A 14,072-nucleotide genomic window follows, 5' to 3' on the forward strand; every position below is an offset into this window, starting at 1 on the left:
TTAGTATTTTGCTTTCTCCCTTACATTTCCTAAAATATCTGGAAAATAAAGATCTGCCAGATGATCGAACTCATCTCCTCTCATAAACATGGTGGCATCCACTTCTTCGTAAGAGCTTCTTCCTGCTGCTGCAATCAGTTCATTGCAGGTATGAAGTGTATTTTTATGGAAATGATATACTCTTTCGCTTTTATCGGTAACATCAAGTCCTTTAACAAGCATTTTGTCCTGAGTAGCAACTCCGGTAGGACAATTATTACTGTTGCATCTTAAAGCCTGAATACATCCTAACGAGAACATAAATCCTCTCGCATTATTACACATATCGGCTCCCATGGCTACAGCTCTCAGAATATCCAAGCTTGTCAGTACTTTTCCGCTGGCGATAACTCTTAATTTGCTTCTTACATTATAATTATTAAGCGTTCTGTTCACGAAAATAAGAGCCGGTTCCAAAGGCATCCCCACTCCATCTGAAAATTCCGGTGGTGCTGCTCCAGTCCCTCCTTCTGCTCCATCTATGGTGATGAAATCCGGATAGATCTTCATCACGTTCATCTGAACGCAGATATCCTCAAATTCTTTGGTATCCCCGATACAAAGCTTAAAACCTACAGGCTTGCCTCCTGAAAGTTCTCTCAGCTGCTGTACGAACCTCAACAAACCTGAAGCATCAGAAAATGAACTGTGAGAAGGTGGTGAAATAACAGTCATTCCCGGGGTGACGTGACGGATTTTTGCGATCTCCGGTGTATTCTTTACACCCGGAAGAACACCTCCATGTCCTGGTTTTGCTCCCTGAGATAGCTTAATTTCGATCATCTTTACATTGGGAAGGGTAGAATACTTTTCAAAAAGTTCCCGGTTAAATTTACCTTCCTCGTTACGACATCCGAAATAACCGGTTCCGATTTGCCAGCAAAGATCTCCTCCTTCCAAGTGATAAGGAGAAATACCTCCCTCTCCTGTATTGTGATAAAAATTTCCTTTTTTAGCGCCTCGATTTAATGAAATCTGGGCTCTGTCGCTTAATGCTCCAAAACTCATTGCCGAAATATTGAATAAAGATGCGTGGTAAGGCTGTGTACATTGTTCTCCTCCTACCCATACTCTCGGAAGTTCTTCTACAGGCGATTTTGCATAAATAGAATGCTTGATCCCTTCATATTTTCTGTGATTAACTTCTAACTGTGTTCCAAAAGCGACGGTATCGCTTAGGTTTTTGGCACGTCTGTATACTGCTGAACGCTGGTTTCTGGGAAATGGTTTCCCATCTGTCTCTCTTTCGATGAAATACTGCTGCATTTCAGGTGAAATACTTTCGAAAAAGTATCTGAAGTACCCCAATACCGGGAAGTTCCTCAAAATAGCGTGTTTGGACTGGTAAGCATTGTAAACACCCAGTGCATAGATGGCGGATAACAGGATGGGTATCCAATAATGCGCTCTGATCAGTAATGCGACGATCCATGTAGCAGTTACTAATACAATTCCCCAAGATAAAAACTTATCTCTCATGAATGTAGTTATTTAAAGTTAAAATAAATTTAGTAGAAATTTTGCAAAGAGACTATGCTTTTGCTAAAAAACTTTCGAATGATGACTGCACAGAAACCGTGCCATCTGACAGGATTTTTTCTAAATTTAGAAATTCAATCTGATTAACGAATGCGGGATCAAAATCTTTCTGGACTCTCACATAGTTCTCCGTGAAGCCATACATTTTGCCGTCTTTATTTTCGTGCTCCCAAAGTACAGGAAGTGTTTTCCCAAGCTGGGTCTGATAAAATGCCATTTTTTTCTTTTCAGAAAGTATTCTCAACATTTTATTGCGCTTTTTTCTTTCCGGGATAGGAACAATTCCATCCATATCGGCAGCTTCCGTATTTTCTCTTTCAGAATAGGTAAATACGTGAAGGTAAGTGATCGGAAGCTCATTCAGGAAGTTATAGGTCTCCATAAATTTCTCTTCTGTTTCACCGGGAAATCCTACGATAACGTCTACACCGATAGCAGCATCGGGCATTACCTTGCGGATTTTATTTACTCTGTCGTTATAGAGTTTCGTCAGGTAACGGCGCTTCATTTTTTTCAGCAGATCATCGCATCCCGACTGTAGCGGAATGTGAAAATGGGGAACAAAGCTTTTGCTTTTGGAAACGAGATCAATACTTTCGTCTTTCAAAAGATTCGGTTCAATGGAAGAAATACGTATTCTTTCAATGCCGTCTACTTTATCAAGCTCTGAAATTAAATCCAAGAAAGTATGTTCGTGTCTTTTATTTCCGAATTCGCCTTTACCATAATCACCGATATTAACCCCTGTAAGAACAATTTCTTTGATGTCTCTTCCGGCAATTTCTTTGGCATTTCTAAGAACATTTTCAATGGTATCTGAACGGGAAATTCCTCTTGCCAATGGAATGGTACAATAGGTACATTTATAGTCACATCCGTCCTGTACTTTCAGGAAAGCTCTTGTTCTGTCGCCGATTGAGTAGCTTCCGATAAAGAAATCGGTTTCTTCAATTTCGCATGAATGAACAATTCCTTCATTGTCTGTTTTTTCCAGGTCGTCCAGGTAGCTTAAGATATTGAATTTTTCTTTGGCTCCCAGGACAAGATCTACCCCATCGATCTGTGAAATTTCTTCAGGTTTCAGCTGTGCGTAACATCCCACAATAACGACCAATCCTTCCGGATTAGCCTTCATGGCTCTCTTCACGTGGAGCTTACACTCACGGTCAGCGTTTTCAGTTACTGAACAGGTGTTGATTACATAGACGTCTGCTTTATCATCAAAACTTACTTTATCATAACCTGCATCTGTCAATTGACGGGCAATAGTAGATGTTTCCGCAAAATTTAATTTGCAGCCAAGTGTATGAAATGCGGCAGTTCCGTGAAAAGTAGACATTTTATTACTCCTGAATTTTCTGGGTGCAAAGATAGTAATTTTAATAAGAATTCTAAATCGATTCAGTCTATTATTTATATTCATCCCTTACTTCAGGGCTGTTTTGATAACAAATGGGTGAGGAATTGGAATCTACATCTTCTTCTGAGTAATTTGTACATATTTGTTCTTGGTTCGACTTTTGTAAATCCTCGATACATTGTTCACGAATACTCCATATTTCTTCTAAATTATATTCAATATTCTCTTCAATTATCCATTTTTCAAGAAATTTCTTGTGAAATGAGATTTTTTCAGAATTTATTTGGTTAAATTCAATTTCAATCTCCTGCAAAATGTTATTTTCGAATTGTTCATAATTTGAGCCAGGAGTTGTAAAATCACAATATTGATTTTCAATTTTTAAATAATTATGTGCTTCAGGAATATATTTAAGTTGATATCTATTCAATGTATCCTTTATTGAAAGGGCATACTCGGGATCCATCTTGAAAATTCCAAGAATTAATTTTACATTTTCCTGATTATTTTCAAGTGCCAATTTTCTTAAGACCGCATGCTTTGTACTACAAGTTCCGCCATTATCTTCAAACACACATTTTATATTATTTTTATCTAAATTTCTTTTATAAGGCAATTCAGATATAAATTCACACGCAATATGAAATTGAGAAATATTTATTTCAACCAATTTTTTTGAAATTACCCCTTTATTTTCATCTATTTTAAAAGTCTTTATTTTATTCACCTAATTTTTCTTCTGAGAATTTATTTTTCATTTCATTATTAAATTCCTGAGACTTATTTCTTTCAATAGAAAGTGTTTTCCAGTCATCATTCTTCACCATTTTCGCAATATAAACGATCTGTCCTATATGATACGGATAATGGGCCAGCTGGCGGCAGACTGCATCAATAACTGAATGTGCCTCGCCTCTTAAATAAACTGTATGATGTAAATTTTCATCATTAATCTGATCCAATCCTTCAAAAAGACATTTCCAGCCCGTTTCCCAATACTCAATAACTTCCTGTTTTGTTTTAAAGGTGTTCACAAATTCATCGTCACGGTTCCGCCAAGGCTTTTCACCATCTTCCGTTAGAAAATTGGTCCATCTCGACAGCATATTTCCGGCGATGTGTTTCACAAGAATAGCAATTGAGTTACTTTCATCATTATACTGCCAGAAAATCTGTTCATCAGAAAGCTGTCCGAATGATTTGTCACCGAGAGATTTATAGTACTTAAAGCGTTTTATAAAAAGGTCTTTCATGATATTTAAAATAAAAATCAAGTTAGTAATTTTCCAGTATATAAAAGATAAATTGCTATATGCTATCTTCACTAACATTAAAAATAAAACCACTTCTTTCGAAATGGTTTTATCTCAATAGTTTATTATTAAAAAGCTTAATCTCTGTTTTTGACCACAATCCAACCTGAATACTTGATTGGTGTGCTCATTTTATCATTTTCATTCCAGCCTACGGAATACCAATAGTTTCCGGTAGGTACTTTTGCTCCATTTCTGCTTGTTCCATCCCACTTATAGCCAGTAGATTTATCTACCTGGAAGATCATATTTCCGTAACGGTCGAAAATATTCATCACTAAATTTTTCTTATTCGCTAAGGCAGAATAATCGATAATATCATTGTAACCGTCACCGTTTGGCGTGATTACATTCACAAGATTAGGAACGACTATGCTGATGTCTATCGGATCACAGTCATAGGCATCTTTTACAAATATAGTAGCATCCCCTCTTTTGACATTATTAAATACATTGGAATCCTGCCAGACTACATTATCCATAGAATATTTGTAAGCTGGTGTACCTCCTATCACAAATACTGTAACGGTAGTGTTTGAAATTTCGATATTGGAGACAACAGGTTGCTCAGATGGATATACTTTCACATTCTGTACTACGGTACAATCTCCTGTTTTAAGTTTTACCCAATAGGTACCCACTCCTACATTCGTAATGGTCTGGGTCGTTGCTCCGGTACTCCATTCGTAACCGTTGAAGCCTGGTCCTGCATCCAGGGTTGTTTTATCTTCTACGCAGATCGTTTTATCTTTAAGGATACTGGAATAAACCGGTGGAATTACCACTAAAGTAATTTTAGCGATGTTAAAACAGCCTTGTGCATTGGAAACCCTTACGTAAACCACTCCACTAGGAGCGACATAAGCTGCCGTTGTTAAAATTTCATTGGTCTGATTCGCAGCATCTGTTGCTGAAGGATAATATTTTTTTACAACGCCATTCTGTGAAGTTACAATGGCTCCGGAAAGATTAAAAGAAGCGGTAGACGGACTGCTCTCAATAGAACAGGCTCGTAACGTCGTATCATTTACCACCACAACCGGGTGAAATTTCAACATAATCTGCGCTATAGAAGTACACCCAAATGAAGAGGTCACTTTCACATAGATCGTTGCTTCAGCAGAAGTAAATGCTAATGGATTTGTGATTTCGTTGATTCCTGCATTAAGATCAGAAAGCGTGTTGTAATATTTCTTGGTCGCTGTTGGATCTGCAAACACATCTGCGGTTGTCAGATCATATACCGCTGTTCCCGCATTATTGTTGTTGCATTGAGTTAATGTTGCATTTTTCGCGGTGATTTTACCATCCTTAAACTTAAAGGTTCCAATCTGTTTACATTTATTGAGCGGACTATTTGGATTGGCTGGGTCTGTATACCCTATGCTGTAGTAATACGTGGAAGTAGTATTTACAATTGTAGGAACAGTAATGGCATTATTTCCTGTTAATGCATCATTCTGACTTGTATGATAGCTTACACTAAAATTAGGATTTCCGTTTAGAATTCCTGTAGATAAAGTACTAAAATCAAATACAGCAGGATTAACACATATAATCACTTCTCTGGGATCTGCCGGATTGGCAGCGGGAACCCCCGGAGGATTAAACGGATAAGGCTGTGTAGCAGGATCCGTAAACGGAGACGCTAATGTTGCAGTTCCTCCCCAGGTTAAAGAAAATGGTGCTGTTGTAGTACTGGTGCTGCTCACCCAATTGTCGATAAATAAATAATAAGTTTGACCCGGCAGAACATCCATATACTTGCAGTAAGGCGTGAGTGAACCTCCAAGTGCATTGGTAATAGTGCTTGTCATATTCAATCCTGTAGATGGTCCAACACCAATAACTGTTGCCGCATTACAACGAATGGGTGCTCCCAAACTTCCACAGGTAACATTAGGACCAAAAATAGCCCAGTCATAGTCGGCATCTGCATTATTCGGAACCAGATTAAAAGTCAGTGTTCCTCCTGTAGCAATTGTAATTTTGTACCAAATCGAATTGTGCTCGCCGGTCGCATCGATGCAACTTCCTGAATTGACTAATTCACGGATATCACCGTATCCAGTGGGACTGTAAGTAATATTTGAGTTTCCACAGACTGCAAGGGCTGTTGCACAATCTGCCTGAGCAAAAAAAGTCTGGGATATACCGAAAAAAATAAGAAGTAAAAGTTTTTTCATAGATATATAGTTTTTGGTGAATATGATTTGAAAACCACATGGTATATGTTGATTTACAACACATACAACAAATATACCTATATTTTAATCACAAACAATGGATTTTTAAAAATCTTAAATTATTTTAATTAAAAACGTAAAATAATTACGATATACCCCAACAAATAGCAACTATTTTATGCTTGTAATATTCCCACAGAGGTTTTCAAGATGAAAAATCTTATGAAACGGGCTTTTCACTTCCTGAAGATGCTCTTTATCCTGAATAAACGTATATCTTGAGGCTATGGAATTCATATCAGAAACAATCACCAGCCAACATTCATCTACGGAAGTATCATAATAGGGGAACTTTTCATTTTTCTTATCGATGAGTTCAAGGATCTTTTCAGAACAGAGCTCATCAAAAAGATTCATACTGTATTCATGAGTAATAAAAACATTCCTGCGGTGAAAAGATTTTCTCATTCCCTTTACACAGCCTACCGCTTTGTTTTTTTTGATGCTTTTATAGATGCTGATGATATTTTCCTCCTGCTCTTCTATATTGTCAAACTTGATATATGGGTGAAATTCTAAAAAATAAACACCACGGTATTTCGCGGTGTCTTCCTGTTCTAATAGTATTTCTGCCTGACGGAACATCTTATTCAAGGTACTTTCTACCTTTTTCATTTCAAGATGATTAATTACCTCGGTAAGCTCTATTCCGATCTTTTTGTCGTTGAGTTTGGCGATAAAGTCCGGACTTTCGCAGGTAAGGTCTTCAAATTTGACATCTGGAAAATGATGCATGAAAGAATTAAGCAGTAGAATCTCAGACTTTTTTCTGTATTTTTCGCGGTCATGAAGCAGAGATTCGTCTATTTTACGGTGATACTTCTCCATCGGCTTTTTTTTCAAATGCCGGTTCATATAGTAGAGGCTTAGATTCTTTATTAAATCTTCATCAGAAAATGTCTTTTTCATGGGTGATTTTTTTATGTGACCAAAGAACACATGCCATAATGGTTCTCACCGTTAGAAGTTTTTGATTTTCAAAAATTTACCTATTAAAGGTAGGTAAAAAAACTATTCATAAGATACTTTTAAATTAATTTATCAAATAATTAATGTAAAGTTTATTTTCATAATCAATACCTTTAGCCCCTTAACTATAAAACTGCGATTTATGGATTTTAAAAATTTTAAAATACCTTACAGCATCAATCCACAATATTCTAAAAAAGCCGCCTATTTTTCGATGGAATTTGCTATCGAACAGGTTTTAAAAATATATTCGGGAGGCTTGGGATTCCTGGCAGGATCTCATATGAGAAGTGCTTACAATTTGAAACAGGATCTTATCGGGATCGGAATTCTTTGGAAATTTGGCTATTATGATCAGGCCAGAAACCATGACCAGACCCTTCAGCCCGTATGGACAAAAAAAATGTACAGCTTTCTTGAAGACACCGGAATAAAATTCCAGATCGAGATCCATAGTGCCCCGGTATGGGTAAAGGTTTGGTACCTTGATCCTGAAATTTTCAATACAGCACCGATGTTTTTCCTTTCAACAGATGTTCCTGAGAACGATCATGTTTCCAAAACCATCTGTCATAAACTATATGATGCCAACGAATCTACAAAGCTGGCCCAATATATTCTCTTAGGAAAAGGAGGCGCCAAATTACTGGATGAAATGAACGCCGAAAGAGATGTTTACCATCTTAATGAAGCTCACGGACTTCCGGCAGCATTCTACCTTCTGAAAAAATACAACGGAGACCTGAACAGGGTAAAAGAAAAATTGGTTTTCACCACCCATACTCCCGAAGAAGCAGGAAATGAAAAACACAATCTGAAACTGTGTTATGATATGTCTTATTTTTCCGGATTCAGCATGCAGGACGTAAAAAGCATTGAAGGATCGGATGACGACCGTTTCAATCATTCTTTATGTGCTTTGAAAATGGCAAGAATGGCCAATGGCGTTTCCCAGCTGCATGGCGTAGTTTCCAGAGCGATGTGGAGCAAATATCCGGGAATATGTGAAATTACTTCCATTACCAATGCTCAGGAATTCAAATACTGGGCAGACAAACCGCTTTACAATGCCAAAGATGAAAATGACGACACCGTTTTCGATTTCCGCAAAAAACATTTAAAGAAAAGACTTTTCACGATCGTTGCCGATCAGACAGGAAATCTGTTCAATCCCAATATTTTCACCATTGTTTGGGCCAGAAGGTTTGCAGGCTATAAACGTGCAGACTTATTGCTGCATGATAAAGAAAGATTCTATAGATTATTGAATAATCCAAAATATCCGGTACAGATCATATGGTCTGGGAAACCTTATCCCATGGACTATTCTGCAATTTCTACTTTTAATACACTGGTTGAAGAAAGTAAGAATCATAAAAATATGGCAGTTCTTACAGGTTACGAACTTGCTTTAAGTAAGTCGATGAAACAGGGTTCAGATTTATGGCTCAACAATCCAAGGGTACCGCGGGAAGCATCGGGAACTTCCGGAATGACGGCAGCAATGAATGGTTCTGTCAATCTTTCTACCGATGACGGATGGATTCCGGAATTTGCTAAACCAGGAGAAAATTCATTTGTAGTTCCGAAAACAGATTATATGAATATGAGTATCTACGAGCAGGATACTTATGACCTGAATAAGCTGTATGAGATCCTAGAAAACGAAATTCTTCCAACCTATTACGATCATCCGGATCAATGGAGAAAGATTCAATATAATGCGATGAATGATGTTCAGGAACACTTCAACAGTGATAGAATGGCAGATGAATACTATAAAGTACTCTATAAATAGATGAGAGACTTCTCTAAAAAAAATTCCGTGAAAAGTTTTCACGGAATTTTTTTTGCCAATTATTCTTTTTTCTTGTTCGGAACTTTTAAGCCTTTTTCTTTGGCTTCGGAAATCCCGATGGCTATCGCTTGCTTTCTGTTGGTCACTTTTTCGCCTGAAGAGGATTTCAGCTTCCCCTCCTTGAATTCGTGCATGACCTTTCCTACTTTGTCCTGAGCTTTTTCTGAATATTTGGTCTTGCTCATGATAAAAAATTTTAAGATTTTGGCAGGGATACCCCTAATTCATAAACTTCAGCATGCTTCAGATATTTTGAGCGTTCTCTGGAAGTTACCGATTCAAAATGGTCGTTTTTGATCACAATGATCGGGTCTTCTATATTTTCGATTTCAAAATTGGCAAAATACCTTTCGTCCGGGCTTGTTTTATCATTGTTGGCTTTAATTTTCTGAAGTTCATCAGCATATTTTCTAAATCCAGGATCCGATGAGTGGATAAATTTATATTCATCTCCCGCATACACATAATAATGAAGTTTTTTCTCAATAAGTCCGGCTTCATCCGTGATCTGCGGATTATCATTTCCGTCTTTAAAACTCACCTCTACTAAAGTTCCGCCTTTTTTGCTTGCATATTCTTCAGCATCCTTAAAACTTGAAAATCCAGTATAAACAATCTGATCAGCTAAAACATAGCGATTCAGTTTCTGGTTGTATGCATTCGTTTCCATAATTATTATTTAATTTGATTGTATACTAATACATTCAATTTTTTTGCCAAAACTCGTATTAAAAAAGCTTTTTTATGCATTTAATAAAATTATTATCTTTGAGATCCATTAAAATTAGAAATGAAAAAAATATTTTTAACTCTTATTGTAGCTGTGGCATTCCATAATGTATCTGCACAGGAAATCACTTTAGATAAAATATATTCGGGATATTACCGCGGCAAAGGCATTGCTGGTATTGCATCCATGAAAAACGGAGAGAACTATTTGGTTATAGAACCAACGGGAATTGCCAAGTATTCTTACAAAACTTCACAAAAAGAAGGAAATATTGTAGACGGTAAATTTGAGAGCTATGAATTCTCCGATGATGAGTCAAAAATTCTTCTCTTAACAGAAAGCCAACCGATCTACAGACATTCTTTCCTTGGGAAATTTGACGTAAAAGATCTGAAATCAGGAAAAACAATCAGTTTAAATAATGGAAAAACACTTCAGGAACCAAGATTCTCGCCTGATGCCACCAAAGTAGCATTTATCGCAGAAAATAATTTGTTCTATCAGGATCTGAGCTCAGGAAAAATCACTCAGATTACGAATGACGGTAAGAAAAATGCCATTATCAACGGACTTGCGGACTGGGTATATGAAGAGGAATTCGGGCATGCAAGACAGTTTGAGTGGACAAAAAACTCAGATGCAGTTGTATTTGTAAAATCTGATGAAAGCCAGGTTCCGGAAATTTACATTCCTATCTACGGAAAAAAACTTTACCCTGCGGAAATGCGTTACAAATATCCTAAAGCGGGAGAAAAAAACTCTATCGTTTCTGCCCAATTGTACCGTCTTGATTCCGGAAAAACAATGCCGCTTAATTTAAGCTCATTCAAAAACTATTATATTCCCAATGTTATTCAGACCGCAAAACCGGACGAAATTGTTTTGGTTACTTCTGAAAGAATTCAGAATGCTTCTGATATTCTGAAAGTCAACACCAAAACGGGAGCTATTCAGAAATTATTCACAGAAACGGATGATCAATGGATCGATACGGATAGCCCGACTCTTGAATTCCTTGAGGATGATTCTTTCCTTTGGGCTTCAGAAAGAGATGGAAACCGTCATTTATATTGGTACGACAAGGATGGAAAGCTTAAAAAGCAGATTACAAAAGGAAATTGGGAAGTAACTGACTTTTACGGATTTAATCCAAAATCTAAGGAAATTTACGTTCAAACCACTGAAAAAGGAAGCATCAACAAAGTGGTTTCTAAGGTGAATATTGAAAACGGAAAATCCCAGTTGATCTCTAATGCGGAAGGAAACAATTCTGCCAACTTCAGCAAAAACTATAATTATTTCATCGAAACGTCTTCCACTGCTTCAAAACCTTATACGTTTGTATTAAAGGACGGGAACGGTAAAATGGTAAAAGAACTTCAGAATAATAATGATCAGCTTCAGAAATTAAAAGCAGATAACTTTTCAGATAAAGAATTCATCACCATTCCAAACGGTGCAGGCGATCAGATGAACGCATGGATCATAAAACCAAAGAATTTTGATCCCAATAAGAAATACCCGCTGTTTATGTTCCAATACTCCGGACCGGGATCGCAGCAGGTGGCCAATTCCTGGGACACGGGGAATACTTTGTGGTTTAATCATTTGGTTCAGAAAGGTTACATCGTGGCCTGTGTAGATGGTCGTGGAACAGGATACAAAGGCACTAAGTTCAAGAAAGTGACGTATATGAACTTAGGTAAATACGAGATTGAAGATCAGATCACCGCTGCAAAATGGTTTGGAAACCAGTCTTATATCGACAAAACAAGAATCGGAATGTTCGGATGGAGTTTCGGTGGGTATATGACCAGTCTTGCAATGACCAAAGGAGCTGATGTCTTCAAAGCAGGAATCGCTGTGGCACCGGTAACCAACTGGAGATATTATGATTCTGTATACACGGAAAGATTCATGAGAACACCGCAGGAAAACCCTGATGGCTATGATAAAAACTCTCCAACGGAATATGCAAACCTACTAAAAGGTAAATTCCTGTTGATCCATGGAACAGCTGATGATAACGTACATTTCCAGAATTCTATGGAATTCTCTGAAGCATTGATCCAGAATAAAAAACAGTTTGATTTCATGGCTTATCCTGATAAAAACCACGGAATTTATGGTGGCCAGACAAGGCCGCAGCTGTATCAGAAAATGACGGATTTTATTTTGAATAATTTATAATCCTTTTTTAAATAAAACTCTTAAAACCTCTCAATTCGATTTGAGAGGTTTTTATATTCATTTCATTAATCATTTTTGAGCGTATTATTTATTTTATCAATTAAAATTAAAAACTTATTTTTGGGAAATTTGAAATTTGAATATATGAAGACTAAACATCCTAAAGGCCTACCCTTTCTCTTTTTCACAGAAATGTGGGAGCGTTTTGGGTACTATCTGATTCTTGGAATCTTTGTTCTTTATGTCATTGAGCCCACCGGACTAAAAGGAGGTCTTGGACTTCCGGACAAAACAGCTGATGATATTTTCGGAACATATATCGCTTTGACCTACTTAACGCCATTCCTTGGAGGATTTTTGGCTGACAGAGTTTTAGGATATATTAAATCTATTTATCTGGGTGGAATTTTAATGGCTGCCGGATATATAGGAATGGGCGTTTTCAAAGAACTTCCTCTTTTCTATGGTTCCCTGGCATTGATCATCATTGGAAATGGTTTCTTTAAACCTACCATATCTACACTTTTAGGAAACCTCTATTCTGAGGAACCTTATAAAGCCAATAAAGACTCCGGATACAATATTTTCTATATGGGAATCAATATCGGGGCATTCATTTGTAATATTATTGCTGCTTTCATGCGTAATAAATTCGGATGGGGTGAAGCGTTCATCACGGCAGGAGTAGGAATGTTGGTAGGTCTTGTTATCTTTACCATCGGAAGAAAACACTATATCCATGCGGCACAGATGAAACCTGTAGAAGAAGGAGACACCAAACTTTCTGAAATTTTAATGAAGGTTTTTGTCCCTGCCATTGCAGTTGGAGCTATAGGATGGTTCATTCCCGGAAACATTTTCGGAAGTGACAGTACAGACGCCTTTATTTTTGCGTGTGTCCCTGTAATTTATTTTTATGCCTCTCTTTACTTTAAAGCTAAGCCGGAAGAAAAGCCTTCTATCGGAGCTTTACTTTCAGTATTTCTGATCAGTATGTTTTTCTGGGCTGTTTTCAAACAGAACGGTACAGCTCTTACAAGATGGGCTAATTATTATACGGACAGAAGTGTTCCTGCTTCTTTGGAAAAACCTCTTGAAGATATTTATATGGTGGAAGGAAAGGGCTACGAAGACAAAGAAGTTTCTGTGTATGATAAACAGTTCCAGTCTCAAAAAGACAAAGATGGAAAAAGTATTAAGGAAACCGGAAAAGATATCTACTTCAGAAATATTTCTCCTGAGCAACGTGCCGTTTTAGAGAAAAATCCTGAAACTAAAGTCTATTTATACAATACAGAATTATTCCAGTCTATCAATCCATTCTGGGTAATCGCTCTTACTCCACTGGTGGTAGGATTCTGGGCTTTATTAAGAAGGAAAGGAAAAGAACCGTTAACCCCTACAAAAATTGTATTGGGATTATTCATCTCCGGATTATCATGCCTGGTCATGGTTCTTGCCGTTATGGCTGGGAACAACGGTGCTGTAAAAGTTTCTCCGTTGTGGCTCGTTGCCGGCTATGGAGTCATTACGGTCGGGGAATTATGCCTTTCTCCAATGGGACTTTCTTTTGTTTCCAAGCTTTCACCGGCGAGAATTACAGCATTGATGATGGGAGGTTTCTTCCTGGCCAACTCGGTTGGAAACAAGCTTTCGGGAATTCTGGCAAGTACATGGTACAATTACGACAACAAAATGAATTACTTCCTGGTCAACTTCGCTTTGTTAATATTTGCAACCCTTTTAGGACTGTCTATGTTAAAAAGATTAAACAAGATTATGAAGGAAAAAGGACACTAATCCTTAATTATCATAAAGAATAGCAAGC

At 37.3% G+C, this 14,072-nt stretch carries 11 protein-coding genes; 3 read left to right on the forward strand and 8 right to left on the reverse strand.

Annotated elements, in window-relative coordinates; all coding sequences use genetic code 11:
- From HHL23_RS17620 to HHL23_RS17645, 6 genes are all read right to left on the reverse strand, one after another.
- Window positions 1-1,518, reverse strand: coding sequence for an FMN-binding glutamate synthase family protein (locus HHL23_RS17620; protein ID WP_169236094.1), 1,518 nt, complete (start codon window positions 1,516-1,518; stop codon window positions 1-3).
- Between the two features lie 52 nt (window positions 1,519-1,570).
- Complete coding sequence (mtaB, locus tag HHL23_RS17625; protein ID WP_169236095.1) at window positions 1,571-2,917, reverse strand: tRNA (N(6)-L-threonylcarbamoyladenosine(37)-C(2))-methylthiotransferase MtaB; 1,347 nt, start codon at window positions 2,915-2,917, stop codon at window positions 1,571-1,573.
- Window positions 2,918-2,987: 70 nt separating this feature from the next.
- The gene (locus HHL23_RS17630) at window positions 2,988-3,665 is read right to left on the reverse strand and encodes a hypothetical protein (RefSeq protein WP_228464823.1); all 678 of its coding nucleotides are present in this window, start codon (window positions 3,663-3,665) and stop codon (window positions 2,988-2,990) included.
- Window positions 3,658-4,191 carry a DUF1572 family protein gene (locus tag HHL23_RS17635; RefSeq protein WP_169236096.1) on the reverse strand — a complete coding sequence of 178 codons (534 nt, stop codon included), beginning with the start codon at window positions 4,189-4,191 and terminating at the stop codon, window positions 3,658-3,660. The genes HHL23_RS17630 and HHL23_RS17635 overlap by 8 nt, the downstream gene beginning before the upstream one ends.
- Before the next feature lie 137 nt (window positions 4,192-4,328).
- Window positions 4,329-6,437, reverse strand: a complete 2,109-nt coding sequence (locus HHL23_RS17640) for a T9SS type B sorting domain-containing protein (RefSeq protein ID WP_169236097.1) — start codon at window positions 6,435-6,437, stop codon at window positions 4,329-4,331.
- A 171-nt stretch (window positions 6,438-6,608) separates the two neighbouring features.
- On the reverse strand, window positions 6,609-7,406 hold the full coding sequence (locus HHL23_RS17645; RefSeq protein WP_169236098.1) for a hypothetical protein: 798 nt from the start codon (window positions 7,404-7,406) through the stop codon (window positions 6,609-6,611).
- A 202-nt stretch (window positions 7,407-7,608) separates the two neighbouring features.
- On the opposite strand from HHL23_RS17645, the gene glgP reads away from it, so the two are divergent.
- A complete protein-coding gene (gene glgP, locus HHL23_RS17650; RefSeq protein ID WP_169236099.1) occupies window positions 7,609-9,264 on the forward strand; it encodes an alpha-glucan family phosphorylase in 1,656 nt (551 codons plus the stop codon).
- Between the two features lie 59 nt (window positions 9,265-9,323).
- Here glgP and HHL23_RS17655 read toward each other — a convergent pair whose 3' ends face one another.
- Together HHL23_RS17655 and HHL23_RS17660 are read right to left on the reverse strand one after the other, a co-directional pair.
- The gene (locus HHL23_RS17655) at window positions 9,324-9,509 is read right to left on the reverse strand and encodes a DUF6496 domain-containing protein (protein ID WP_169236100.1); all 186 of its coding nucleotides are present in this window, start codon (window positions 9,507-9,509) and stop codon (window positions 9,324-9,326) included.
- 11 nt (window positions 9,510-9,520) lie between these two features.
- Window positions 9,521-9,994, reverse strand: coding sequence for a hypothetical protein (locus HHL23_RS17660; RefSeq protein ID WP_169236101.1), 474 nt, complete (start codon window positions 9,992-9,994; stop codon window positions 9,521-9,523).
- 120 nt (window positions 9,995-10,114) lie between these two features.
- On the opposite strand from HHL23_RS17660, the gene HHL23_RS17665 reads away from it, so the two are divergent.
- Together HHL23_RS17665 and HHL23_RS17670 are read left to right on the forward strand one after the other, a co-directional pair.
- Window positions 10,115-12,244 carry a S9 family peptidase gene (locus HHL23_RS17665; protein WP_169236102.1) on the forward strand — a complete coding sequence of 710 codons (2,130 nt, stop codon included), beginning with the start codon at window positions 10,115-10,117 and terminating at the stop codon, window positions 12,242-12,244.
- 144 nt (window positions 12,245-12,388) lie between these two features.
- Window positions 12,389-14,044 carry a peptide MFS transporter gene (locus HHL23_RS17670; RefSeq protein WP_169236103.1) on the forward strand — a complete coding sequence of 552 codons (1,656 nt, stop codon included), beginning with the start codon at window positions 12,389-12,391 and terminating at the stop codon, window positions 14,042-14,044.
- The last annotated feature ends 28 nt before the right edge of the window (window positions 14,045-14,072 follow it).

Source organism: Chryseobacterium antibioticum, assembly GCF_012927325.1.
Classification (GTDB): domain Bacteria; phylum Bacteroidota; class Bacteroidia; order Flavobacteriales; family Weeksellaceae; genus Chryseobacterium; species Chryseobacterium antibioticum.